Source organism: Citrobacter sp. CK189, assembly GCF_030333505.1.
GTDB classification, from domain to species: Bacteria; Pseudomonadota; Gammaproteobacteria; order Enterobacterales; family Enterobacteriaceae; genus Citrobacter_B; species Citrobacter_B koseri.
The window spans coordinates 1-24,142 of record NZ_JAOWFV010000033.1; the positions used below are offsets into that span (position 1 = coordinate 1).

Below are 24,142 nucleotides of genomic sequence, written 5' to 3' on the forward strand. Positions count from 1 at the left end.
TTGTTCCGTGTCAGTGGAGGCGCATTATAGGGAGTTATTCCGGCCTGACAAGGGGAAATTTAAAATTATTTTCCGACTGCGTGTTTTTTATTCTTTACGTTTATTTTGCCAACGATTTGTTGGTTAATTGGGCGATGTCGCGGGCAAAATTCGCCACTTGTTCCCAGTCGGTATAGACCACTTCTTTACTCGTATCCGTTTCACCGCCAGACATCTTCATAATGAGTTTAATCATCAGACGGTCATACCAGCGGTAACGAGGGTAACGAAGCGCGCCAGCAATAACGGCGCAAAGATCGGGTCGCCACTGCGAACTCATCAGAAACTTGCGCGCGTAGCTGTTGGTCTGCGGTGTGCGCTTTTCAGGTTTACGCGCGACCAGGTTAACGGAATAAAACGCACTCGGCATCGCGTTCAGGCGCGTAGCGTGCTTCTTCACAAACTCCTGGAAAGCGGCATGGTAATGACCATAACGAATAGAGGCGCCAATCACCACGCGATCGTAACTTTGCCAGTCCAGCTCTTCAGTACGATGGAGATTAATCACATCCGCCCAGATCCCCAACTCCTTTAATTCCGAGGCCAGATAAGAAGCTATCTCGCGCGTTTGTCCGTCCCGGGTAGAAAAAAGAATCAATGTTTTCACGTGTTACTCCATTATTCACGCCAGAAGGTAGGGGTAAAAAGTACCAGCAAAGTAAAGACTTCAAGACGACCAAATAACATATTGGCGATCAGAATCCATTTCGCAACAGGGTTCATGCTGGCAAAGTTGTCCGCAACCACACCTAACCCTGGCCCCAGGTTGTTAAGGGTCGCCACAACGGAGGCAAACGCGGAAAAGTCATCCACGCCAGTCGCGATAATGGCCAGCATACTGACAATAAAGACTAAGGCATAAGCAGAAAAGAATCCCCATACCGCTTCGAGGATACGTTCCGGCAGCGCACGGTGCCCCAGTTTTATACTGTAAACCGCATTCGGATGGACCAGACGCTTCAGTTCACGGTTCCCCTGTTTGAACAGCAACAGGATGCGGATCACCTTCAGCCCGCCGCCCGTTGACCCCGCACAGCCGCCGATAAACGCAGAGCATAACAGCAGCACCGGCAGAAAGAGCGGCCAGCGGGCGATGCTGTCAGTGGTAAACCCGGCGGTTGTCGCCATTGATACGACCTGAAAGAACGCCTGGTTGAGCGTGGTCAGCGCCGAGTTATAGATATCGTGGAACCACAGCACCAGCGTACAGATCACCACCAGCGTCAACTGAACGCCAATGAACATACGAAATTCAGGGTCACGCCAGTAAACTTTCAGGCTGCGCCCGCTTAATAAAGAGAAGTGCAGACCGTAGTTACAGCCAGAGATCAGCAAGAAGATAGCCATGATGCTGTTAATGGTCGGGCTATCGAAATAACCGACGCTGGCATCGTGCGTAGAGAAACCACCAATGGCGATAGTAGAAAAACTGTGCCCAATGGCGTCAAACGCGGGCATTCCGGCGAACCATAGCGCCAGCGCGCAGGCCACCGTCAGTAACACATAAATCAGCCATAGCGTCTTTGCCGTTTCCGCAATACGCGGGCGCATTTTATTGTCTTTCAGCGGCCCCGGCATTTCTGCGCGGTAGAGCTGCATCCCCCCGACGCCGAGGATAGGAAGAATCGCCACCGCCAGCACAATGATCCCCATCCCGCCAAACCATTGCAACATCTGGCGGTAAAAGAGAATCGCGTGCGGTAAAGAGTCCAGCCCCACCAGCGTCGTCGCGCCCGTTGTCGTTAAGCCGGAGAATGATTCAAAAAAAGCATCGGTAATGGTGAGGTTCGGGCTTTCAGAGAAGATAAACGGCAACGCCCCCACGCTTCCCAGTACGGTCCAGAACAGCACCACAATGAGAAACCCTTCGCGGGATTTAAGCTCGCCTTTCTCCCGGCGGTTGGGCCACCACAGCAGAGAGCCGATCACCAGTGCGACAAAGAATGTCTGCGTGAATGCCCGCCCCGCCCCATCACGGTAGATCAACGCAACCAGTCCAGGGAGGATCATTGTTCCCGAAAATAAAATGACCAACAGTCCAACGATTCGGGTAATGGCGCGAAAATGCATCTCTGCCGCTTCCTTTGTTCTTCAAAATGAGGTGGGATTATTCTTCAATCGCTAACAATTGCAATGAACCACGGCTAAAATCCGCCAGCCTTGCTGAAAATTCATCCACATTTGCATAAGGAAGCGCCACCCTGAGCCGAACGAATGCCTGATAATCGCTGGTAACGATTTGACCGGCAAACTGCCCTAATAATGCTTCTATTCCGGCCAGTTGGCCGTACTCACACTGCAAAGTATATTCGGTTAACGGCGTCTTGCGCTGCGTCGTTAACTGACGCAACGCCTGATTCACGCCGCCGCCGTAGGCTTTTACCAGCCCACCGGTGCCGAGCAGAATACCGCCATAGTAACGCACCACAACAGCGGTGATCTCGCCAACGCCGCTGCCCATTAGCTGGGCAAGCATCGGTTTGCCCGCCGTTCCCGCCGGTTCGCCATCATCAGAAAATCCCAGCTGTTGTGAATCATCCGGCGCGCCCGCCACCCATGCCACGCAATGATGACGCGCATCTGGATGCGCCGCTCTGACAGCATCAACAAAGGCTTTCGCCGCTTCAACACCGTCCGTGTGGGCGAGCAGCGTAATGAAGCGGCTTTTTTTGATCTCTTCCTCGACAGTGACCGGCGCCGCAGGGATTAACCAGCTGTCCATCACGCCAGTTTCAAATCCCGCGTCATATTTTCAACACCGTTTTCGTGAATCACCACGTTGTCTTCAATACGAATGCCGCCGAACGGTTTCAGCGCTTCAATTTTCTGCCAGTTGAAGTGCTTGCTGAATTGCCCCTCGCGCCACGGCGCCAACAGCGATTCGATAAAGTAGATCCCCGGCTCAATGGTCAACACCATGCGCGGTTGCAGCACGCGGGTGCAGCGCAGATAAGGGTATTTCGACGGCGCGGCCAGATGCGTCCCGGTATCGTCCTGCATAAAGCCTGCAACATCATGAACCTGAAGACCCAGTTGATGACCAATACCGTGCGGCATAAACGGCCCGGTGAGATTGTTCTCGACCATCGCTTCTTCGCTGATATCGGTGACAATCTGATGCTTACGCAGCAATTTCGCGATGCGTTGATGGAACTGAATGTGATAATCCACGTAGCTGACGCCCGCTTTCATGGTCGCAATCAGCGCCAGCTGTTCGTCATTCACATCTTTGATTAACTGAGCGTAATCGGTGTCATTGTTTGCCGCCCAGGTACGCGTCAGGTCTGCGGCATAACCGTTATATTCCGCCCCGGCATCCAGCAGGAAGCTGCGCATTTCAGACGGCGCGCGATGATCCAGTTTGGTGTAATGAAGAACCGAAGCGTGCTCGTTGAGCGCCACGATATTGCTATAAGGCACATCGGTGTCACGGTGGCCGGTCGCGGTCAGGTAAGCCAGGTTAATGTCGAACTCGCTCATACCGGAACGGAACGCTTCTTCTGCCGCGCGATGGCCGTTCACCGCCGTTTTCTGCGCTTCACGCATACAGGCCAGTTCGTAATCCGTTTTGTACGCACGGTAGTAATGCAGGTAATCGATCACCCCTTTCGGGTTGATGTTGCTGGCGGCGATATCCAGTTGCAGCGCACGCTCCGGCACCGGACCGATGTAACCGATATTACCGCGCGCGGCAGGGAGCTGGCTGCCAATACCGTCGGCTTTCGGCAGGGCAATCACCTCTACCTCTTCGGTCCAGAACGACGTGGGCAGCGGCTCAACGTTGTGCCAGTAATCCACCGGCAGGTAGAACCACAGTTTGGGTTTATTCACGCCATCGACCAGCAACCAGCAATTTGGAACCTGTGTGACCGGTACCCAGGCTTTAAACTGCGGGTTAACTTTAAACGGATAGGGATGGTCGTCGAGGAAGACGTTGATAAGCTCGCCGGAGTGAATAAGTAGCGCATCCAGCTTAAAACGCGCCAGTGCGTCACGCGTCCGTTCTTGTAAGGTAACGATATGATTTTTATAGAGTGCGGCCAGTGATTCCATTTTCTACCCTTCTGTTTTTTTGACCTCGAGTCTCCGCATCTTAGCACATCGCTCCGGGAGAGCGTGATTTCTGCCGAGCGTGATCGCATCGGCATTTTTTTAATCTCTTATTTGCATTTTTTTAACACAAAATACACACTCGCTTCATCTGGTATGACCAGATCACCTTGCGGATTCAGGAGACTGACATGCTTTACAAAGGCGACACCCTGTACCTCGACTGGCTGGAAGATGGCATCGCCGAACTGGTGTTCGATGCCCCAGGATCGGTCAATAAACTCGACACTGCGACCGTCGCCAGCCTCGGCCAGGCGCTGGACGTGCTGGAAAAGCAAACAGATTTAAAAGGGCTGCTGCTGCGCTCTAACAAAGCAGCCTTTATTGTCGGTGCCGATATCACCGAATTCCTTTCGCTGTTCCTTGTTCCTGAAGAACAGTTAAGCCAGTGGCTGCACTTTGCCAACAGCGTCTTTAATCGCCTCGAAGATTTACCGGTGCCAACGCTTTCCGCCATCAACGGCTATGCGCTGGGCGGCGGCTGCGAGTGCGTACTGGCAACCGATTATCGTCTGGTGACGCCGGATCTGCGCATTGGCCTGCCAGAAACGAAGCTGGGCATCATGCCGGGCTTTGGCGGTTCTGTCCGTATGCCGCGTATGCTGGGCGCTGACAGCGCGCTGGAAATTATTGCTGCCGGGAAAGACATCGGCGCTGAGCAGGCGCTGAAAATCGGCCTGGTCGACGGTATCGTGAAACAGGAAAAACTGCTTGATGGCGCAATAGCGGTATTACGTCAGGCGATTGACGGCTCACTGGACTGGAAAGCTAAACGCCAGCCGAAGCTGGAACCGTTGAAGCTCAGTAAAATTGAAGCGGCGATGAGCTTTACCATCGCCAAAGGCATGGTGGCGCAGACGGCCGGGAAGCATTACCCCGCCCCGATGACCGCCGTGAAAACGATCGAAGCCGCCGCACGCTTTGGCCGTGAAGAAGCCCTGAATCTGGAAAATAAAAGCTTTGTCCCGCTGGCGCATACCAATGAAGCCCGCGCGCTGGTCGGTATCTTCCTCAACGATCAGTTCGTGAAAGGTAAAGCGAAAAAGCTGACCAAAGACGTTGAAACACCGAAGCAGGCAGCCGTACTGGGCGCAGGTATTATGGGCGGCGGCATCGCTTACCAGTCAGCCTGGAAAGGCGTGCCAGTGATCATGAAAGATATCAACGACAAATCCCTGATGCTGGGCATGACCGAAGCGGCGAAACTGCTGAATAAGCAGCTGGAACGCGGCAGGATCGACGGCCTGAAACTGGCGGGCGTGATTTCAACGATTCACCCAACGCTGAACTACGCCGGTTTTGATCGCGTTGATGTGGTGGTCGAAGCGGTAGTGGAAAACCCGAAAGTGAAGAAAGCGGTACTGGCGGAGACCGAAGACAACGTCCGCCCGGATACCGTGCTGGCGTCAAATACGTCCACCATTCCAATTAGTGAACTGGCAAGCGCGCTGAAGCGCCCGGAAAACTTCTGCGGCATGCACTTCTTTAACCCGGTACACCGGATGCCGCTGGTTGAAATCATTCGCGGCGAGAAAAGCTCGGATGAAACCATCGCTAAAGTCGTCGCCTGGGCCAGCAAAATGGGCAAAACGCCGATTGTGGTCAACGACTGCCCCGGCTTCTTTGTTAACCGCGTACTGTTCCCGTATTTCGCCGGTTTCAGCCAGCTACTGCGCGACGGCGCCGATTTCCGCAAAGTCGACAAAGTGATGGAGAAACAGTTTGGCTGGCCGATGGGCCCGGCTTATCTGCTGGATGTGGTCGGGATCGATACCGCGCATCATGCACAGGCAGTCATGGCGGCCGGTTTCCCACAGCGTATGCAGAAAGATTATCGTGATGCCATCGACGCGCTGTTTGACGCCAGCCGCTATGGTCAGAAAAACGGTCTGGGTTTCTGGCGCTATAAAGAAGACAGCAAAGGCAAGCCGAAGAAAGAAGAAGACGCAGCCGTGGACAGCCTGCTGGCAGAGGTCAGCCAGCCGAAACGCGACTTCAGCGACGAAGAGATTATCGCCCGCATGATGATTCCGATGGTCAACGAAGTGGTGCGCTGTCTGGAAGAAGGCATCATCGCCAGTCCGGCAGAAGCGGATATGGCGCTGGTTTACGGTCTGGGCTTCCCTCCGTTCCACGGCGGCGCGTTCCGCTGGCTGGATACGCTCGGCAGCGCAAAATATCTCGATATGGCGCAGCAGTATCAGCACCTCGGCCCACTCTATGAAGTGCCGGAAGGTCTGCGTAACAAAGCGCGCCATAACGAACCGTACTATCCCCCGGTTGAGCCAGCCCGCCCGGTTGGCGACCTGAAAACGGCTTAAGGAGTCACAATGGAACAGGTTGTCATTGTCGATGCAATTCGCACCCCGATGGGCCGTTCAAAGGGCGGCGCATTTCGTAACGTGCGGGCAGAAGATCTCTCCGCACACTTAATGCGCAGTCTGCTGGCGCGTAATCCCGCGCTGGAAGCAGCCGCTATCGGCGACATTTACTGGGGCTGCGTGCAACAAACGCTGGAGCAGGGTTTTAACATCGCCCGCAACGCCGCGCTACTGGCTGAAATCCCCCACTCCGTTCCGGCGGTCACCGTTAACCGTCTGTGTGGTTCCTCCATGCAGGCGCTGCACGATGCCGCACGGATGATCATGACCGGTGACGCGCAGACGTGCCTGATTGGCGGCGTGGAGCATATGGGCCATGTGCCAATGAGTCATGGCGTCGATTTCCATCCCGGCCTGAGCCGCAACGTAGCCAAAGCCGCCGGGATGATGGGGCTGACGGCAGAAATGCTTTCCCGTATGCACGGCATCAGCCGTGAAATGCAGGATGCGTTTGCCGCACGTTCACACGCCCGCGCCTGGGCAGCCACGCAGTCCGGCGCGTTTAAAAACGAGATCATCCCGACCGGCGGTCATGACGCCGACGGCGTGCTAAAGCAGTTTAGCTACGACGAAGTCATCCGCCCGGAGACCACCGTCGAAGCGCTGTCGACTCTGCGCCCCGCGTTTGATCCGGTCAGCGGCACCGTGACCGCAGGCACTTCTTCCGCCCTCTCCGATGGCGCAGCCGCCATGCTGGTAATGAGCGAAAGCCGTGCGCGTGAACTGGGCCTGCAACCACGCGCCCGCATTCGTTCAATGGCAGTTGTCGGTTGCGATCCCTCAATTATGGGTTACGGCCCGGTTCCGGCGTCAAAACTGGCGCTGAAAAAAGCAGGGCTTGCCGCCAGCGATATTGATTTGTTTGAAATGAACGAAGCGTTCGCCGCGCAGATCCTGCCGTGTATAAAAGATCTGGGACTGATGGAGCAGATTGACGAGAAGATCAACCTCAACGGCGGCGCGATCGCACTGGGCCACCCGCTGGGTTGTTCCGGGGCGCGCATCAGCACCACGCTGTTGAATCTGATGGAGCGCAAAGACGCCCAGTTTGGCCTGGCGACGATGTGTATCGGATTAGGTCAGGGTATCGCGACAGTATTTGAGCGAGTTTAATCATAGAGCGTTATTTATTGGAGGCCGGACAAGCGAAGCGCCCCCGGCGACCATGCCGGATGACGACGCTCAGGCGTCTTATCCGGCCTACAACGCAAATGCCACTCTATAACAATTTAGTTGCCGTTCTTCCCGCCTGTCAGGGGCGGGTTTTTTATTGCTTAGATAAAGGCAAACGCATCGCCAAACAGGCGATCTTCCCGCGCGTTACGCTCATTGCAGAACAGATCACGAGCGATTTTCGCCATCTCAAAACGACCGGCAATGTAGATATCATGCCCCGCCAGCGTACCGTGATCCTGCAATACCGCAGTTAATACCGTGCCCGTGCGGCCACGCCAGCCTTCTTCCGGTTGCTCAACCACCGGCTCAACGCGCAGATTCGGGTGTTGAACCGAAAGCGCCTCCAGCTCAGCGAGATCGTAGAGATGCTTCTCTTCACGCCCGCCCCAGTAGATCGTCACGTCGCGATTCGGATTACGCGCAAGCGCCGTCAGCAAAATTGAACGGACATAGGAGAAACCCGTTCCCCCCGCAATCAGAATCAGCGGGCGTTCTTCATCATCACGCAGCCAGGCTTCGCCATGCGGAATATCGACGACAATTTCTCTGTCTTTCAGAATGCGATCCATCACCGCCATCGCATACAGATTAAGCTCCGAAGCGCCAATGTGCAGCTCAATGAATCCGTGCTCATCCGGCGTGGAGGCCATAGAGAACGGACGCTTATCCCGCTCATCCATTACGACCATCAGATACTGACCAGCGCGAAAGGAAAACGCCGCGTCTGGCACTAAACGAACGCGATATACGGTATCGGTGATAGCTTCTACCGAGGTCACTTTACAGCTTAAGGTTGTCATGCGCTCCCTCTGTCGGGTCTATAGGGCAAAACGATCGCGCCTCAGGCGCCTTTACCGTCGTTAAAGATGGCCAGCTCATCCCAAATCGCGTCAATACGCGCAGTCACTTCAGGATCTTTCTTGATAGGACGCCCCCACTCACGTTGGGTTTCGCCCGGCCATTTGTTTGTGGCATCCAGTCCCATTTTTGAACCTAGCCCGGAGATCGGCGAGGCAAAATCCAGATAATCAATGGGGGTGTTTTCTACCAGCACCGTATCCCGCGCCGGGTCCATACGGGTGGTGATCGCCCAAATCACATCATTCCAGTCGCGTGCGTTGACGTCGTCATCGCAGACGATAACAAATTTGGTATACATAAACTGGCGTAAAAATGACCAAACGCCCATCATGACGCGTTTCGCATGGCCCGCGTACTGCTTTTTCATCGTTACAACGGCCAGTCGATAAGAACACCCTTCCGGCGGAAGATAGAAATCAACAATTTCCGGGAACTGCTTTTGCAAAATCGGGACGAAGACTTCATTCAACGCCACGCCGAGCACAGCAGGTTCATCAGGCGGTCGGCCGGTATAAGTTGAGTGATAAATGGCGTCTTCACGCTGCGTAATGTGCGTAACGGTGAAAACCGGGAAGTTATCCACTTCATTGTAATAACCGGTGTGGTCGCCATACGGCCCTTCCGCCGCCATTTCGCCCGGTTCAATATAACCTTCCAGGACGATTTCCGCACTTGCAGGTACTTCAAGATCGCTGGAGAGACATTTAACCACTTCCGTCTTTGTGCCACGCAGTAGCCCTGCAAACGCGTATTCCGACAGCGTATCCGGTACGGGGGTCACTGCGCCGAGAATGGTGGCCGGATCGGCACCCAGCGCCACCGCAATCGGGAAACGCTCGCCAGGATGCGCCGCGCACCACTCCTGGAAATCCAGCGCGCCGCCACGATGCGACAACCAACGCATGATCAATTTGTTTTTGCCGATCAGTTGCTGACGGTAGATCCCCAGATTTTGCCGCTCTTTGTGAGGGCCGCGCGTCACGGTCAGCCCCCAGGTAATAAGCGGCGCGGCATCTTCCGGCCAGCAGGTCATGATGGGAATACGCTGTAAATCAACGTCGTCGCCAGAGAACACTTTCTGCTGGCACGGCGCGCCGCGTAGCCGTTTGGTCGGCATGTTCAGCACTTGCTTAAACTGCGGCAGCTTATCAAACAGGTCGCGGAACCCTTTCGGCGGCTCCGGCTCTTTCAGAAACGCCAGCAGCTTGCCGACTTCGCGCAACGCGGTGACATCTTCCTGGCCCATACCCATTGCGACGCGTCTGGGCGTGCCAAACAGGTTGCACAACACCGGCATCGCATAGCCTTTAGGATTTTCAAACAACAGAGCAGGCCCGCCCGCACGCAGCGTACGGTCAGCAATTTCAGTCATTTCCAGATGGGGATCTACCGCAAGCGTAATGCGTTTGAGTTCACCCTGCTGTTCCAGCAGCGTCAGGAAGTCGCGTAAGTCGTGATATTTCATGGCGTCAGTTGTGGCCTCTTTGTAAGCGCCTCATTATACGGCGTTCATCATCGTGATGCTGTATTTTTGTTAAATTAGCGTGAACTCTGACGGTACAGGGGAACCCAGGGGTTATCTACCCAATAAATTTCAGGTTGCGGCGAGGTAGTCAACAAAGAAGCAGCCTGAAATACAACGGGTATAATTAACTTAGCGCATGGCTTTTGTTATGCTTGCGCCCCGGACAAGCGGATAAGAGTTATTATGCAATCCTGGTATTTACTGTACTGCAAGCGCGGGCAACTTCAGCGTGCTCAGGAACACCTCGAAAGACAGGCGGTAAATTGCCTGACGCCGATGATCACGCTGGAAAAAATGGTGCGCGGCAAACGTACCGCCGTTAGCGAACCGCTCTTTCCTAACTATCTGTTTGTTGAATTCGACCCGGAAGTGATTCATACCACCACGATCAACGCCACGCGCGGCGTCAGCCACTTCGTGCGGTTTGGCGCGCACCCTGCCACCGTTCCGTCCAACGTGATTCATCAGCTTTCTGTCTACAAACCGGAAGGCATTGTTGATCCCGAAACGCCCTACCCAGGGGACAGCGTGATTATCACTGAAGGCGCATTTGAAGGTCTGAAGGCGATTTTTACCGAACCGGATGGCGAAGCGCGCTCCATGCTGCTGCTTAACCTGCTGAATAAAGAGGTGAAGCAGAGCGTGAAAAACACCGCGTTTCGTAAAGTTTAAGCGCGCTTTAGAAGGCAATCCCAAACAACGTTTTGACATTGGCATCCGTTGTGGCCGTCAGCCATTGCGGGTCTTCCCCGCGCCAGTGGGCAACGCGCGCAAGAATGTGCGCCAGATGCGCCGGTTCGTTACGCCGCGAAGCCGGTTTAGGCGTGAGATCGCGCGGCAACAGGTAGGGGGCGTCGGTCTCAATCAACAGTTTTTCCGCAGGGATGAAGGGCAGCAACTCACGCAATTCAAGACCGCGACGTTCATCGCAGACCCAACCCGTGATACCGATATAAAGCCCTCTGTCTATGCACTCCTGCATCTCCTTACGCGTACCGGTAAAGCAATGCAATACCGCGCCCGGGAGTTTATCCAGCCACGGCTCAAGCAGCGCCAGAAAACGCGCATGCGCATCCCGACAGTGCATAAAAACGGGCATCTGCAACTCAGCGGCAATGCGCAACTGCGCCTGGAAGGCGCGTTCCTGTTCTTGCGGCGTGGAAAAATTACGATTGAAGTCCAGACCACATTCGCCAATCGCCACCACGTCCGGCTGGCTTGCCAGAGCAACGATCGCGTCTTCAGTTTCTGATTGCCACTGGCTGCTGTCATGCGGATGTACGCCAGCCGTCGACCAGCAGCAGGCATAACGCTGCGCCAGTTTTTGCGCCTGCTGGCTTTCGTGCAGATTGGTTCCGGTCAGAAGCATACCCGACACCCCGGCAGCCAGCGCGCGCGTCACCACGTCATCGCGATCTTTCGCAAATTGCGAACTGGTTAAATTAACGCCGATATCAAACATGCTTCCTCCCATATAACAACCGCCCTGACGGGCGGTTGCGTTTATTCTTCAGTTTTCCCGGCCTGCTCAGTCTCGGCCTCGTCATCTTCTTCTCGTGGACGTCGTTTACCGACATAGAAGCGAGAGAAGAACACGCCAACCTCAAACAGGCAGTACATCGGTATCGCCAGCAATGTTTGTGAGAAGACATCTGGCGGCGTCAGCAGCATCCCCACGACAAACGCGCCAACCACGACGTAAGGACGCTTCTTACGCAAGTCCTCAGGGGTAGTTACCCCCATCCAGCAGAGCAGGACAATCGCGACGGGCACCTCGAAAGAGACGCCGAATGCCATAAATAACGCCATCACAAAGCTGAGGTAACTGGCGATATCGGTAGAAACCTGTACGCCCTGCGGCGCGGTATTGGCAAGGAAACCAAACGCGAGCGGGAAGACCACAAAGTAGGCGAACGCCATGCCGATATAGAACAACAGCGAGCTGGACACCAGCAGCGGCACGACAAGACGACGTTCATGCTTATACAGCGCAGGGGCAATAAACGCCCATACCTGGTACAAAATCACGGGCGCAGACAGGATCAGCGACACCATGAAAGTCAGTTTGATAGGGGTGAAAAACGGCGAGGCCACGTCGGTGGCGATCATCGTCGCACCCTGCGGCATCTGTTCGATCAGCGGCGCGGCAACCATGTGATAAATGTCATTGGCGAAATAGACCAACGCCAGAAAAATCACAATAACCGCAATAATGCAGTTCAACAGACGCTTACGCAGTTCAATCAGATGCGTAATAAGAGGTTGGGTATCATCTACAGCCATGTTTACGATTTATCACTCGACGAGGGGGAGGATTCGACAACAGTCGCGGCGGATTTCTTTTCTGCGTCCATCTCGTTTACGGAAGCGGCTTCCGTCTGTTCAGGCTGCCCGGCATCAGCCGTTTCCGATGTTTGCTCAGGAGAATTGGCCTGGGTTTCAGCGGCGGCAGGTGTAACCCCTTCATGCTGCGCTTCGTTATCCTTCACCACCGGATTATGGATGGTATGCGCTTCATCGCTCGCTTTTTCAGGATCGTTGGCGCTGTAGGAACGCTTCATCGACTCTGCGGCCTGACGAAGTTCATCCATTGAGGCTTTCAGTTCTGGAGTCAGGTTCTGGAGGCTCGCTTTTTCGACCTTCTTCAGACTGTCCTGAAACTCCTGGAGCTTCAGCTCCTGGGTCAGTTCATTCTGCACCGTGGTCGCAAGGGATCGCAACGCGCGTACCCAGCCCGCTACCGTTTTTACCGCTACCGGCAATCGTTGAGGCCCCAGAACGATGAGGCCGATCACGAATACCAACAGCAGTTCGCTAAAACCGATGTCAAACACGAATTATACCTGCTCTTTATCGTGACTTTTGGCGTCTTCTTTCTTCGTTTCGCCTTGCGCTTCACCTTGCTTATCAGCGATAGATTTAGCGGTAAAATCAGCGTCCTGACTGGTTTTATCCTGCTTCGCATCATCATCGCTCATCGCTTTTTTGAAGCCTTTAATGGACGCGCCAAGATCGGAACCGATGGAGCCGAGCTTTTTGGTGCCAAATAGCAGTACAACGATGACGGCAATGATCAACAACTGCCAAATACTGATACCACCCATACGAGTTCCTCTGTGATAGATGATGAATTATTAAGGTCGCATTATACACGACTTGCCTTGAGCGATGAAAAAATCAGCGAGTTTTACGCCAGCCAATCAGCCAGGCGACCAGGCCTCCGGCCATTAACCAGCAAGGCATCAGCCCCCATTCCGGGCGGCTGACAAGCAGGAATGTCCCACTTAACAACAACGTCGCGCCAATGCCCAGTAAATAGCGGGATTGTCCCTGACGCACATGATTCTCCTGAAGCTCGCGCGCAATCTTATCAACACTGTGCTGTAAATATTTGCCCTGGCGCAAACTGTCATACACCAGTTCAGGTATTTCTGGCATTTTTTCGACCCAGAACGGCGCTTTTTCCTTAAGTGCTCTGGTGAGCGCAGGAATGCCAACCTGATCTTTAATCCAGGATTCAAGAAACGGCTTCGCCGTTTTCCACAGATCCAACTGTGGATAGAGCTGGCGTCCAACCCCTTCAACATACAGCAATGTCTTTTGTAACAATACCAGCTGTGGCTGGACTTCCATGTTAAATCGACGCGCCGTATTGAAAAGGTTTAATAAAACGTGACCAAACGAGATTTCCGCCAGCGGTTTTTCGAAAATGGGCTCGCACACGGTGCGGATAGCGAACTCAAACTCTTCAACATTGGTATCCGGTGGCACCCACCCTGAATCCACATGCAGTTCCGCTACTTTGCGGTAGTCACGGTTAAAGAACGCGATGAAATTCTCCGCCAGATAGCGTTTATCCTCTTTGTTCAGCGACCCCACAATGCCGCAATCAATCCCAATGTATTTCGGATTTTCAGGATGCTCATAGCTGACGAAGATATTGCCAGGGTGCATATCCGCATGGAAAAAACTGTCGCGGAACACCTGGGTAAAGAAGACCTGTACGCCACGCTCAGCCAGCAGCTTCATGTTGGTGCCGTTCTTTTCCAGCGTCGCCACATCCGAAACGGGAATGCCGTAAATCCGCTCCATGACCATCATGTCCTGACTACAGTAGTCGGAATAGACTTCAGGAACATACAACATGGGGCTGTTTTCGAAATTACGCCGTAGCTGGATGGCGTTTGCCGATTCACGCAGCAAATTCAGTTCATCGATCAGCGTTTTTTCATACTCGCGAACAACTTCGGTCGGGCGCAGGCGTCGTCCGTCCGGCAGCAGGCGCGGCACCCAACGGGCAAGACGGTAGATCAGTTTTAAATCGGCTTTAATAACCGGCAGAATATCCGGGCGGATAACCTTAATCACCACCTCTTTACCGTTCGACTTCAGCCGCGCGGTATGTACCTGGGCAATCGACGCAGAGGCTAATGGCTGGATGTCAAAGTCATCAAACCACTCTTCAACAGGCAGGCCGCCCATTGCTTCTTCAATTTGTGCTTTCGCCAGCGCGCCATCAAAAGGGGCAACTTTATCCTGCAATAGCGCAAGCTGATCGGCAATCTGAGGCGGGAAAAGGTCACGACGGGTGGAAAGCATTTGACCAAATTTGATCCACACCGGCCCCAGCTCCTGCAAAGCCAGCCTTAATCGTTCACCCAGCGGTTTGTCTTTATGCCGGTTCGGCATCCAGAATAATGAGTAACGCCATAACCGAAGCGGCAGCGTGATACGCATTTTGGGGATCAGCTCATCAAGGCCGTAACTTAAAAAGGTGCGAATGATGAAATAAAGGCGCCGTACTTCACCTGGCGTCATTTGGCCTCCAGTTTTTCCAGCCGTTTAGTCAGCGCGTCTACTGCACGCTCAACGGCTGCCGTTTCTTCTGCAAACCATGCCACTTCCAGCGGCCCGGGCGCCATACGCCACTCTTCAGTCATCGCCTCAGCGATATAACGCTGCTGACGCTGAATGTTATGACGTAAAAACTTAGCGCCGCCACGCAGGACTTTGCTGATCCCTTCCGCCGCGATATCGCCGGTATAAGGCGCTAAAAGCTCTGCGGGATCGAATTCCGCCAGATCGGCCAGCGCCACAAAATTCTGTACCACCTGAATATCGCCCTGAACCTCCAGCTCGCCGCTGCGAATAAGCGCGGTAAGCCGCTGGCGATCGCGCAATTCAGGCAACACGCTGGCATGCGTGATGACCGTGCAATCAGCCTCGCCTTCCCATGCCCCCAGCACATCGACCTGGCGTTCACTGAACACCAATACGAGCGGCGTCGAAAATCCTTTGAGCTCCACACGCAGCACCTTGTCCTGCAAACGCGCTCTGGCGGATTTCAGCGCCAGTGAACGGTACAGAAAGGTATTGAGCAGATTTTCGATTCCTGCGGTCACGAAGGGTGTAAAAGGCATCCCCGGTCTCCTGTCAGAACTTATAGCCACGATGCAGCGCAACAACGCCCGCCGTCAGGTTGTAGTAATCGACGCTTTCAAACCCGGCGTCCTGCATCATCGCTTTTAAGGTGTCCTGATCCGGATGCATACGGATAGATTCCGCCAGATAGCGGTAACTGTCCGCATCATTCGCCACGACTGAGCCAATACGCGGCAAAATGTGGAATGAATATGCGTCATACGCTTTGCTCAGCGGCTCGATAATTGGTTTAGAAAACTCAAGCACCAGCAAACGCCCGCCCGGTTTCAGTACACGGTACATGGAGCGCAGCGCTTTCTCTTTTTCCGTCACATTACGCAGACCAAACGAAATGGTGATGCAATCGAATGTGTTATCCGGGAAAGGTAGCGCTTCGGCGTTGGCCTGCACGTACTTAACATTGCCAATCACGCCAATGTTACGTAGCTTCTCGCGGCCCATTTTGAGCATCGAGTCATTGATATCCGCCAGGATAACGTTGCCGGTTTCGCCAACCAGACGCGAGAATTTGGCTGTCAGGTCGCCTGTACCGCCCGCCAGGTCAAGAACAGTCTGACCACGACGCACGCCGCTACAGTCGATGGTGAAGCGCTTCCACAAGCGGTGAATGCCAAATGACATCAAGTCATTCATGACATCGTACTTTGACGCCACAGAATGAAAAACGTGGGCCACCATGTCAGCTTTCTGCTCTTTAGCGACGGTCTGAAAGCCAAAGTGCGTCGTTTCTTGTGAATCTTCCACCATCTCAGTGCCTGCTCATCAATAAAATGTTCGAGAAGTGTAACAGATTGGGCCAATTTGCCCTACCCTTCAACCGGGCTCCGCTACCCCGAAGGAACTAGTGCGATTGCTGATTTATCCGCTCATCATCAGCACAAGGCGTATCCTGTTGATCTTCAGGAACCGCGCGTAAACGATACTCTTCATCCTGCGAGGTCGCACGTTCAACCAGATCTGGATTTATCTCGCGTTTGATTTCCACCCCCAGCTCACGAAAAGCCTCCGCCTGCGCCAGCACATTTCCACGCCCTGAGGAGAGTTTTTTCATGGCTTGCCGGTAGTTGTCCTGCGCTTTGTCCAGACTCTGGCCGATGGACGACATGTCATCGATAAATAAGCGCATCTTGTCGTAGAGTTTGCTGGCTCTGTCTGCGATGTGCTGCGCGTTACGGCTTTGATGCTCATAGCGCCATAAGTTGGCAATCGTACGCAACGCCACCAGCAACGTCGTCGGGCTGACCAGCATAATATTATTTTTAAGCGCTTCGGTAATCAGTTCGGGCTGTCTGTCCAGCGCCAGTAAAAACGCAGGCTCGACAGGAATGAACATCAGCACATAGTCGAGCGTGCGTAACCCCGGCAACTGCTGGTAATCCTTGCGCCCCAGCAAGCGAATATGGTTACGTACTGACGCGATGTGCTCCTGCAACGCGCTTTCGCGCGTGTACTCATCTTCAGCGTTAAAATAGCGCTCATAGGCAACCAGCGTCATTTTGGCGTCGATGACGACATCCTTCCCTTGCGGCAGACGCACAATAACATCCGGCTGCATACGCGAGCGGGCGTCATTTTCAATACTCACCTGGGTTTCATACTCATAACCTTCACGCAGACCCGAGGCTTCAAGTACGCGCGTCAGCACCACTTCTCCCCAGTTACCCTGGGTTTTATTATCGCCTTTCAACGCGCGCGTCAGGTTCACCGCTTCCTGCGTCATTTGCGCATTCAGCTGTTGTAGATTGCGGATCTCATGCGCCAGGGTGTGGCGTTCACGCGCCTCCTGACCAAAGCTGTCCTGCACCTGGCGACGGAAGCCATCCAGCTGTTCGCGCAGCGGCGTTAACAGGCTATTCAGACTCTGGCGGTTTTGCTCATCAACCCGGCGGTTGCTCTGCTCGAAGATGCGGTTGGCAAGGTTCTCAAACTGCTCGCTTAAGCGCTGTTCGCTGTTGATCATCTGGCGGATTTTATCTTCCGCATGCAGCTGAGTGGCCTCCAGTCGCGTGGTGACTTCACGCAGATCCGCTTCCAGCGAGGTGTTGATGTCCCGCAGATTGCGCAGTTCGTTATTGAGCAGTTCACACTCCTCGCGCCAGTGTTCGCTTAGCGCAACCTGCTGTCTTGCAGCGCTGAGCGACGCCACAATCTCTTCACGTTCCGCCAGCTGTTCGGCCTTATGCTGCGCCTGTTGATAACTGGCGATCAGCCAGCCTACCCCCACACCTGCCAGCGCCAACACGGCATACAAAATGATTGTGATATCCACCACGCCCCCTGCATCAAGGAATTACCCGCACAAAATAGAATTGTGCTGTATAAACGTCCAGTTTGAAAGGGTTTTCCTGCGAGGCGCTACGCAAAAAGAAAAGGCCGAACGCGTCGGCCTTTCGTGGGAAAGGGAAGAATTACAGCAGACGACGCGCTGCTTCCACAACAATTTTCACCGCATGGCTTTCGGTCTGTTTCATCGTTTCCGCATTCGGGATCTCTTGCTGAGTGCGGTTAACGATAACGCCCGCCACCATACCGGCACGCAGACCCTGGCTCGCGCACATGGTCAGCAGCGTAGCGGATTCCATTTCGTAGTTCATGACGCCCATCGATTGCCACTCTTCCATAGAACCTTTGAAACGACGAACGACGCGGCCAGAGAAGGTGTCGTAACGTTCCTGACCCGGATAGAAGGTGTCAGAAGAGGCGGTAACGCCAACGTGAGTGGTCGCGCCCACGGATTTCGCCGCTTCAACCAGCGCAGTCGTACATTCAAAATCGGCGACGGCCGGGAACTCCATCGGCGCAAAGTGCAGGCTCGCTCCGTCCAGACGTACAGACGCGGTTGTGACCAGCACATCGCCCACGTTGATATGCGGCTGAATAGCGCCAGTGGTGCCGATACGCAGGAAAGTACGAATACCCAGTTGCGCCAGTTCCTCTACCGCAATAGAGGTGGACGGGCCGCCAATACCGGTAGAGCAGACGATGATAGCTTTACCATCCAGCTCAGCACGCCAGGTGGTGAATTCGCGATGAGATGCCAGCTTAACCGGCTTTTCCATCAGCGCGGCGATCTTTTCCACACGCTCCGGGTCGCCAGGGACGATAGCCAGCGTAGCCCCTTGTAAATCATTTTTGGTGAGGCCGAGATGAAAAACATCAGACTTGGACATAAAAACTCCTCTGTGAATCGGGTTTGTCAGAAGAAGCAAAAAGACACTTTACCGAAGAGCTAAAAATAGTTTCGTGACGCTCATCACCATGAAGTAAATAAATTGCATTGAATTACCATGAAATAGTGAGTTACATCACATAAACATATCAATACCGCGCACCATTGCACAAAAGATAGCCTGTTTCAGGCAATGTGATTTGTTGCATGCTGTCTATATTTAACATTGCGCTATTTCCTTAAGGGTACGGAGAATACCATGACAACGACACAACAATCTGGCTTTGCACCTGCTGCTTCCCCCCTTGCTACCACAACGGTTCACACCCCTGATGACGCCATTATCGCAGGCGTAACATCTATTCCTACTCAGGGTGATGAGATGCCCGCCTGGCACGCGCGGCCAAAAGTGAACGATGGCGCGTTACCCGTTGTCATTGTGGTGCAGGAGATCTTTGGCGTTCATGAACATATTCGCGACGTTTGCCGCCGCCTGGCGCTGGAAGGGTATCTGGCTATCGCACCAGAACTCTATTTCCGCGAAGGCGATCCGAACGATTTTGCCGATATCCCAACGCTGTTAAGCGGTCTGGTGGCCAAAGTACCGGACTCTCAGGTACTGGCGGATCTGGACCACGTCGCCAGTTGGGCCTCCCGCAACGGCGGCGATGTGCATCGTCTGATGATAACCGGCTTTTGCTGGGGTGGGCGTATTACCTGGCTGTATGCTGCACACAATCCACAGTTAAAAGCCGCGGTAGCATGGTATGGAAAGCTGGTCGGGGACAAAACCCTGAACTCGCCCAGACACCCGGTGGATATCGCGACCGCTCTGAACGCGCCGGTTCTGGGGCTGTATGGCGGGCAGGACACTGGCATTCCCGTGGATACCGTCGAAACCATGCGGCAGGCGCTGCGCGCAGCAAACGCCAAAGCGGAGATCGTCGTTTACCCGGATGCAGGGCATGCTTTTAATGCGGATTATCGTCCAAGCTATCACGAAGAATCGGCGAAAGATGGCTGGCAAAGAATGCTGGGGTGGTTTGCGCAGTACGGCGGGAAGAAATAAACGTTAATTGCCCGGTGGCGGCTATGCCTTACCGGGCCTACAACAGTTGCGATTTCCTGTAACCCGGGTAAGCGCTAGCGCTTCCCGAGCACCGAATTATGCCTGACGCAGATTCTGCGCGGCTTTGACCATGTTCGCCAGCGCGGCGCGGGTTTCCGGCCAGCCACGGGTTTTCAGGCCGCAGTCCGGGTTCACCCACAGACGTTCCGCCGGAATACGCTGAGCGGCTTTATTCAGCAGGGCTTCAATCCACTCGACGCTCGGTACGTTCGGCGAGTGAATGTCGTAGACGCCCGGCCCGATTTCGTTCGGGTATTCAAATTCTTCGAACGACTCCAGCAGCTCCATATCAGAGCGCGACGTTTCAATGGTAATCACGTCCGCATCCAGCGCCGCGATAGAATCCATGATGTCATTGAACTCGCAGTAACACATGTGGGTATGGATCTGGGTATCATCCTTCGCCACCGCAGCGTTGATGCGGAAGGCTTCCACACCCCATTGCAGGTAAGCATCCCAGTCGCTGCGACGCAGCGGCAGCCCTTCACGCAGTGCCGGTTCATCAATCTGAATGATGCCGATTCCCGCCGTTTCCAGATCGGCAACCTCATCACGCAGCGCCAGCGCAATCTGTTTAGCGATGGTTTCACGGCTCACATCTTCACGCGGGAATGACCAGCAGAGGATCGTCACCGGGCCGGTCAGCATCCCTTTCACCGGTTTATCAGTCAGGGACTGCGCGTATTTCGCCCACTCCACGGTGATCGGTTCCGGGCGGCTGACATCGCCAATGACGACCGGCGGTTTCACGCAGCGGGAGCCATAGCTCTGCACCCAGCCATTCTGGGTGAAAACAAAACCATCCAGATGCTCACCGAAGTACTCCACCATGTCGTTACGCTCGGCTTCACCGTGTACCAGTACGTCTAAACCTAAACGCTCCTGCTCAACGATCGCCTGTTTGATGTGTTCAGCGATGCCGGTACGGTAGTGATTTGCATCAAGGTTGCCCTTTTTGAAGTCCAGACGCAGGCCGCGGATTTCCGTCGTCTGCGGGAATGAGCCGATCGTGGTGGTCGGCCATGACGGCAGGTTAAAACGGTTACGCTGCGCCTGGGCACGTTCGGCATAAGGGCTGGCACGCTGGCTGTCCTGGGCGGTAATCGCCGCCAGACGTTTCTCCACCGCCGCGTTGTGCACGCGGGTGGAGTGGCGACGAGCCTGAATCGGCGCGCTCCACGCTTCAAGTTTTACCGTGTCGCCGCTGTTCAGCGCATCGCGCAGCAGCGCCAGCTCACCGCATTTTTGCAGCGCGAAAGCAAACCAGCTTTTCACTTCCGCATCCAGACGGGTTTCGACGCTCAGGTCGATCGGGCTGTGCAGCAGAGAGCAGGACGAGGCCACCCACAGGTCGCGTTTGCCGACAATGTCCTTAATTTGCGCATATTTTTCCGTAAGATCGGCGCGCCAGACGTTGCGACCGTTAACCAGACCCGCAGACAGCAGCCAGTCAGACGGCAGACGCTTGTGCAGTTCGGCAACGTCATCTTTACCGTGTACCAGATCAACGTGCAGACCCTGCACCGGCAGCGCGGCGATGGTATCCAGATTCGGCGTGACGCCTTCAAAATAGGTCGTCAGCAGCAGCTTCACCTGGCCTTGCAGCGCATCATACGCAGGCTTGTAAGCATCCAGCCATTCCTGCGGCAGTTCCAGCACCAGCGCAGGTTCATCAATCTGTACCCATTCAACGCCGCGTTTCGCCAGCTCGGTCAGTACCTGTTTGTAGACCGGCAGAATGTCGTTCAGCAGGCTCAGACGGTCGAACGACTCACCTTTCACTTTACCCAGCCACAGGTAGGTTACCGGCCCCAGCAGTACCGGTTTCACCTTGTGACCCAGCGCCAGCGCTTCGTCCACTTCATCCAGAAGCTGAGTCCAGGTCAGTTTAAACTGCTGACCCTTCACAAACTCCGGCACCATATAGTGATAGTTGGTGTTAAACCATTTGGTCATTTCCGCCGCCGCAGCCGGCTCACCGGTCGGCGCGCGACCGCGGCCAATGCGGAACAGAGTGTCGATATCCACCGAGCCGTCGCTGTTCTGATGACGAGCCGGTACATTGCCCAGCAACAGGCTGGTGGTCAGAACATGGTCGTACCAGGCGAAATCGCCCACCGGCAGCAGGTCGATGCCCGCCTGCTTTTGTTGATCCCAGTGGCGCGCACGCAGTTCACGTCCGGTTGCCAGCAGGTCTTCACGGGTGGCGTTACCCGCCCAGTAGCTCTCTTGCGCTTTTTTTAACTCACGACGCAGGCCAACGCGAGGAAAACCGAGGGTGTGATTGCGGATTGTCATGTTTATTCCTCTCTTATTTCATTGAATCTGAATAAAAAACTCTAAATAGTTCGGCTTGCAGGAAGGCGGCAACGATGCGCATCCCCAGGAGCTTACTGAAGTAAGTGACTGGGGTAAGCGAGGAAGCCAACGCATCTGCAAGTCGAAATATGACGAGTTTTAGACGTCCAGATGTTTACACATCTATAATTGGCAGGTACTGTATATTCCTCAAGCGCAATTTACTCATGCCGAAGTGAAGGACTTTCATGATCGAGATTAAACACCTGAAAACGCTCCAGGCGTTGCGGAATAGCGGTTCGTTGGCGGCTGCGGCGGCTACGCTGCACCAGACCCAATCCGCCTTGTCTCACCAGTTCAGCGATCTGGAACAGCGCCTTGGCTTCCGGTTATTTGTCCGTAAGAGTCAGCCGCTGCGTTTTACGCCACAGGGGGAAATTCTCCTGCAACTGGCAAACCAGGTACTGCCGCAGATTAGCCGCGCCCTACAGGCCTGTAACGAACCACAGCAGACCCGATTACGCATTGCGATTGAATGCCATAGCTGTATTCAGTGGCTGACCCCGGCGCTGGAAAACTTCCACGCCAGGTGGCCGCAGGTTGAGATGGATTTCAAATCCGGCGTGACGTTTGATCCCCAGCCCGCGTTGCAACAGGGGGAGCTGGATCTGGTGATGACATCAGACATCCTGCCGCGCAGCGGGCTGCACTATTCGCCGATGTTCGATTTTGAAGTACGACTGGTGCTGGCGCCCGATCATCCGCTGGCCAGTAAGACGCAGATTACGCCGGAAGATTTAGCCAGTGAGACGCTGTTGATCTATCCGGTACAGCGCAGCCGACTGGATGTCTGGCGGCATTTCCTGCAACCCGCCGGCATCAGCCCGTCACTGAAAAACGTGGATAACACCCTACTGCTGATTCAGATGGTCGCCGCCAGAATGGGCATTGCCGCCCTGCCGCACTGGGTAGTGGAGAGTTTCGAACGCCAGGGGCTGGTCGTTACCAAAACCCTGGGCGACGGTTTATGGAGCCGCCTCTACGCTGCGGTGCGCGATGGCGAGCAGCGTCAGGCGGTGACTGAAGCGTTTATTCGCTCGGCGCGGAACCACGCATGCGACCATCTGCCGTTTGTACGGAGCGCGGAGCGACCCACTTCCGATGTACCCACAGGGAAGCCAGTATCACAAGCGCGCCTGTAATAAAACTCGGCCAGTGGGGCTGTTGATGCCAGATCGCCAGATTAACCAACAGTCCCGCAGGCACATGCATATTGTTCATTATGCCTAACGTACCGGCATCCACCTGGGTCGCGCCATAGTTCCACATGAAGTAGCCGATGCCCGACGCCGCCACGCCCAGGAAGATCAGAATGCTCCACTGTAGCGTCGTTTCCGGCATATTCTGCGCGTTCCCCAGCATAGACCAGGCGACAATGGCCACCAGAAACGCCCCGACGTAAAACCAGGCGAACGCGTTATGCTGCGGCATAGGCCGGGTTTCCATCAGACGCTTGTAGCCCACCATCCCGATGGCAAAACTGATATTGGAAAGCTGTACCAGCAGTAACCCCGTCCAGAAATGATCGGTAACCTGGTCGTAACGAATAATCCCAGCGCCGATGACCGCCAGCAACGCGCTGAAGGCATAACCCCAGCGCAGGCGACGCTTGCTCATCAAATCATAAATCAGCGTGATATAAAGCGGCGTGAGGACGGTAAACAGCAGCAGTTCGGAGACCGTCAGATAGAGATAGGCGCGGAAACTCAACATATACATAATGCCAAGCTGCATCGCCCCCACCAGCATATACAGGCCAATGGTTTTTACGCTATGCCCACGGGTACGCAGAAACGGGAGAAACACCAGCGCTGCCAGCCCAACACGCACCAGCACCGCAAAATAGCTATCAACATGACCCGCGAGATACTCGCCGAACAGGCTAAAGGAGAAGGCCCACAGGATAGTGGTAATGATGAGTAGCGCCACAATGGATGTCTCTTTGAATAAGG

The 24,142-nt window shown here is 54.6% G+C and carries 22 protein-coding genes; 5 read left to right on the top strand and 17 right to left on the bottom strand.

Features of this window, described 5'->3' with window-relative positions:
- Positions 1 to 100: 100 nt before the first annotated feature.
- Genes hemG through pepQ form a run of 4 tightly spaced genes read right to left on the bottom strand, consistent with a single transcriptional unit; the run spans position 101 to position 4,092 of the window.
- Positions 101 to 646, bottom strand: a complete 546-nt coding sequence (gene hemG / locus OGV83_RS03645; protein ID WP_047459942.1) for a menaquinone-dependent protoporphyrinogen IX dehydrogenase — start codon at positions 644 to 646, stop codon at positions 101 to 103.
- An 11-nt stretch (positions 647 to 657) separates the two neighbouring features.
- Positions 658 to 2,109, bottom strand: coding sequence for a Trk system potassium transporter TrkH (gene trkH / locus OGV83_RS03650; protein ID WP_012131195.1), 1,452 nt, complete (start codon positions 2,107 to 2,109; stop codon positions 658 to 660).
- 37 nt (positions 2,110 to 2,146) lie between these two features.
- Entirely contained in the window at positions 2,147 to 2,761 is a 615-nt protein-coding gene (locus OGV83_RS03655) for an IMPACT family protein (protein ID WP_012131194.1), read from the bottom strand.
- Entirely contained in the window at positions 2,761 to 4,092 is a 1,332-nt protein-coding gene (gene pepQ, locus OGV83_RS03660) for a Xaa-Pro dipeptidase (protein ID WP_012131193.1), read from the bottom strand. The genes OGV83_RS03655 and pepQ overlap by 1 nt, the downstream gene beginning before the upstream one ends.
- Before the next feature lie 188 nt (positions 4,093 to 4,280).
- Here pepQ and fadB point away from each other — a divergent pair, with 188 nt between their 5' ends.
- Together fadB and fadA are read left to right on the top strand one after the other, a co-directional pair.
- Positions 4,281 to 6,470 carry a fatty acid oxidation complex subunit alpha FadB gene (gene fadB, locus OGV83_RS03665; protein ID WP_130028665.1) on the top strand — a complete coding sequence of 730 codons (2,190 nt, stop codon included), beginning with the start codon at positions 4,281 to 4,283 and terminating at the stop codon, positions 6,468 to 6,470.
- Positions 6,471 to 6,479: 9 nt separating this feature from the next.
- The gene (fadA, locus tag OGV83_RS03670) at positions 6,480 to 7,643 is read left to right on the top strand and encodes an acetyl-CoA C-acyltransferase FadA (RefSeq protein ID WP_286463162.1); all 1,164 of its coding nucleotides are present in this window, start codon (positions 6,480 to 6,482) and stop codon (positions 7,641 to 7,643) included.
- A 161-nt stretch (positions 7,644 to 7,804) separates the two neighbouring features.
- Here the strand turns inward: fadA and fre are convergent, their stop codons facing one another.
- Positions 7,805 to 8,506: an NAD(P)H-flavin reductase gene (fre, locus tag OGV83_RS03675; RefSeq protein WP_012131188.1), complete on the bottom strand. Its 702-nt coding sequence runs from the start codon at positions 8,504 to 8,506 to the stop codon at positions 7,805 to 7,807.
- 41 nt (positions 8,507 to 8,547) lie between these two features.
- Entirely contained in the window at positions 8,548 to 10,032 is a 1,485-nt protein-coding gene (gene ubiD / locus OGV83_RS03680; protein WP_012131187.1) for a 4-hydroxy-3-polyprenylbenzoate decarboxylase, read from the bottom strand.
- 243 nt (positions 10,033 to 10,275) lie between these two features.
- Here ubiD and rfaH point away from each other — a divergent pair, with 243 nt between their 5' ends.
- Positions 10,276 to 10,764 carry a transcription/translation regulatory transformer protein RfaH gene (gene rfaH, locus OGV83_RS03685; RefSeq protein ID WP_104867953.1) on the top strand — a complete coding sequence of 163 codons (489 nt, stop codon included), beginning with the start codon at positions 10,276 to 10,278 and terminating at the stop codon, positions 10,762 to 10,764.
- A gap of 7 nt (positions 10,765 to 10,771) precedes the next feature.
- Here the strand turns inward: rfaH and tatD are convergent, their stop codons facing one another.
- From tatD to udp, 9 genes are all read right to left on the bottom strand, one after another.
- Positions 10,772 to 11,554 carry a 3'-5' ssDNA/RNA exonuclease TatD gene (gene tatD, locus OGV83_RS03690; protein ID WP_286463163.1) on the bottom strand — a complete coding sequence of 261 codons (783 nt, stop codon included), beginning with the start codon at positions 11,552 to 11,554 and terminating at the stop codon, positions 10,772 to 10,774.
- Positions 11,555 to 11,595: 41 nt separating this feature from the next.
- Complete coding sequence (tatC, locus tag OGV83_RS03695; protein WP_012131184.1) at positions 11,596 to 12,375, bottom strand: Sec-independent protein translocase subunit TatC; 780 nt, start codon at positions 12,373 to 12,375, stop codon at positions 11,596 to 11,598.
- A gap of 2 nt (positions 12,376 to 12,377) precedes the next feature.
- Complete coding sequence (gene tatB, locus OGV83_RS03700) at positions 12,378 to 12,926, bottom strand: Sec-independent protein translocase protein TatB (protein WP_286463164.1); 549 nt, start codon at positions 12,924 to 12,926, stop codon at positions 12,378 to 12,380.
- A 3-nt stretch (positions 12,927 to 12,929) separates the two neighbouring features.
- Positions 12,930 to 13,196 (bottom strand): Sec-independent protein translocase subunit TatA, encoded by a 267-nt coding sequence (gene tatA / locus OGV83_RS03705; protein ID WP_286463165.1) that lies wholly within the window; start codon positions 13,194 to 13,196, stop codon positions 12,930 to 12,932.
- 73 nt (positions 13,197 to 13,269) lie between these two features.
- Positions 13,270 to 14,910, bottom strand: coding sequence for a ubiquinone biosynthesis regulatory protein kinase UbiB (ubiB, locus tag OGV83_RS03710; RefSeq protein WP_012131181.1), 1,641 nt, complete (start codon positions 14,908 to 14,910; stop codon positions 13,270 to 13,272).
- Positions 14,907 to 15,512 (bottom strand): ubiquinone biosynthesis protein UbiJ, encoded by a 606-nt coding sequence (ubiJ, locus tag OGV83_RS03715; RefSeq protein WP_115182274.1) that lies wholly within the window; start codon positions 15,510 to 15,512, stop codon positions 14,907 to 14,909. The genes ubiB and ubiJ overlap by 4 nt, the downstream gene beginning before the upstream one ends.
- A gap of 13 nt (positions 15,513 to 15,525) precedes the next feature.
- On the bottom strand, positions 15,526 to 16,281 hold the full coding sequence (gene ubiE / locus OGV83_RS03720; RefSeq protein ID WP_012131179.1) for a bifunctional demethylmenaquinone methyltransferase/2-methoxy-6-polyprenyl-1,4-benzoquinol methylase UbiE: 756 nt from the start codon (positions 16,279 to 16,281) through the stop codon (positions 15,526 to 15,528).
- 94 nt (positions 16,282 to 16,375) lie between these two features.
- Positions 16,376 to 17,803, bottom strand: a complete 1,428-nt coding sequence (rmuC, locus tag OGV83_RS03725; RefSeq protein ID WP_200093331.1) for a DNA recombination protein RmuC — start codon at positions 17,801 to 17,803, stop codon at positions 16,376 to 16,378.
- A gap of 139 nt (positions 17,804 to 17,942) precedes the next feature.
- On the bottom strand, positions 17,943 to 18,704 hold the full coding sequence (udp, locus tag OGV83_RS03730; RefSeq protein WP_012131176.1) for a uridine phosphorylase: 762 nt from the start codon (positions 18,702 to 18,704) through the stop codon (positions 17,943 to 17,945).
- A gap of 258 nt (positions 18,705 to 18,962) precedes the next feature.
- On the opposite strand from udp, the gene OGV83_RS03735 reads away from it, so the two are divergent.
- Positions 18,963 to 19,772 carry a dienelactone hydrolase family protein gene (locus OGV83_RS03735; RefSeq protein ID WP_286463167.1) on the top strand — a complete coding sequence of 270 codons (810 nt, stop codon included), beginning with the start codon at positions 18,963 to 18,965 and terminating at the stop codon, positions 19,770 to 19,772.
- 96 nt (positions 19,773 to 19,868) lie between these two features.
- On the opposite strand, the gene metE is transcribed toward OGV83_RS03735, so the two are convergent.
- Positions 19,869 to 22,130 carry a 5-methyltetrahydropteroyltriglutamate--homocysteine S-methyltransferase gene (metE, locus tag OGV83_RS03740; RefSeq protein WP_286463168.1) on the bottom strand — a complete coding sequence of 754 codons (2,262 nt, stop codon included), beginning with the start codon at positions 22,128 to 22,130 and terminating at the stop codon, positions 19,869 to 19,871.
- A 248-nt stretch (positions 22,131 to 22,378) separates the two neighbouring features.
- Here metE and metR point away from each other — a divergent pair, with 248 nt between their 5' ends.
- Complete coding sequence (gene metR, locus OGV83_RS03745; RefSeq protein ID WP_012131173.1) at positions 22,379 to 23,332, top strand: HTH-type transcriptional regulator MetR; 954 nt, start codon at positions 22,379 to 22,381, stop codon at positions 23,330 to 23,332.
- Here the strand turns inward: metR and OGV83_RS03750 are convergent.
- Positions 23,220 to 24,119, bottom strand: coding sequence for a carboxylate/amino acid/amine transporter (locus OGV83_RS03750; RefSeq protein WP_115609805.1), 900 nt, complete (start codon positions 24,117 to 24,119; stop codon positions 23,220 to 23,222). The genes metR and OGV83_RS03750 overlap by 113 nt on opposite strands.
- Positions 24,120 to 24,142 lie beyond the last annotated feature (23 nt).